The organism is Xenorhabdus hominickii (assembly GCF_002632725.1).
GTDB classification, from domain to species: domain Bacteria; phylum Pseudomonadota; class Gammaproteobacteria; order Enterobacterales; family Enterobacteriaceae; genus Xenorhabdus; species Xenorhabdus hominickii.
Genome location: NZ_NJAI01000081.1, coordinates 1 through 723 on the forward strand (window position 1 = coordinate 1; position 723 = coordinate 723).

General features: G+C 53.8%; 2 protein-coding genes. Both read right to left on the reverse strand.

Annotated elements, in window-relative coordinates; all coding sequences use genetic code 11:
- A partial coding sequence (locus Xhom_RS25190) for a phage baseplate assembly protein domain-containing protein (protein ID WP_244590829.1) occupies nucleotides 1-362 on the reverse strand: 362 nt, incomplete at its 3' end.
- Nucleotides 352-711, reverse strand: a complete 360-nt coding sequence (locus tag Xhom_RS31770) for a phage baseplate assembly protein (RefSeq protein ID WP_099140138.1) — start codon at nucleotides 709-711, stop codon at nucleotides 352-354. The genes Xhom_RS31770 and Xhom_RS25190, both read right to left, overlap by 11 nt.
- Nucleotides 712-723: the final 12 nt, after the last annotated feature.

Genomic DNA, 723 nt, shown 5'->3' on the forward strand with positions numbered 1-723 from the left:
ACCGTGACCGGTTGCCCCTGTGCCTCGACGGTGATCCCCGATTCGGTCAGCAGGATATGCAGTCCCCACTGGTTATACACCACCACTTCACCGGGATTTAATCCCCGGTGCCGGTGTTGTTGATGATTGCTGCCAATCACCACCGCATTCGAGCGGTCCCCCCCTAAAAATGCGAGGACAACATCGGTTCCGGCGGGCAACCCGGATGAAAAACCAAACTCGGCCAGCCGCTTTGTGTTATCGCGGACTTCCATTGCCGTTTGATACTGCACCTGCTGGATGACGCCGCTATCATTACAGGTGGTGACCCGTCCCAGACCCAACATCATCATGGCGCGGCGGTATAAATTTTTAACGTCCATAATGACGTGTCTCCATAATTGTCTCGTAGAACTCATACGGCTGAACGGTAAACGCCGCAGGCGGCATCAGGGTTAACTCGGCCCGGGTTCCGTCATCTTTGTTGCGGACATAGGACACTTCTGACAATAGCCACTGCTCAGACGCCAGTCCGAACACGGGTAAATGGATCGGTATCAGGGTATTGGGTGTCCACAGCGTCCCGCCGACATCCCGCCAGCTATCTACCAACACCTTGAGCATTTTAGAGCGCCCGTAGCGACGGTTCATTTCCCAATTAATCGAATCCTGCTGCTTTCCCCATGTATGCAGTGTGCTTTCGATAATGGTGACATAATTGCGATAGCGCATCTTTTCCGCTTC

Excerpts from the sequence above, each read along its gene's own strand:
- Xhom_RS31770 (WP_099140138.1), bottom strand. The coding sequence starts at position 711 with ATGCGCTATCGCAATTATGTCACCATTATCGAAAGCACACTGCATACA.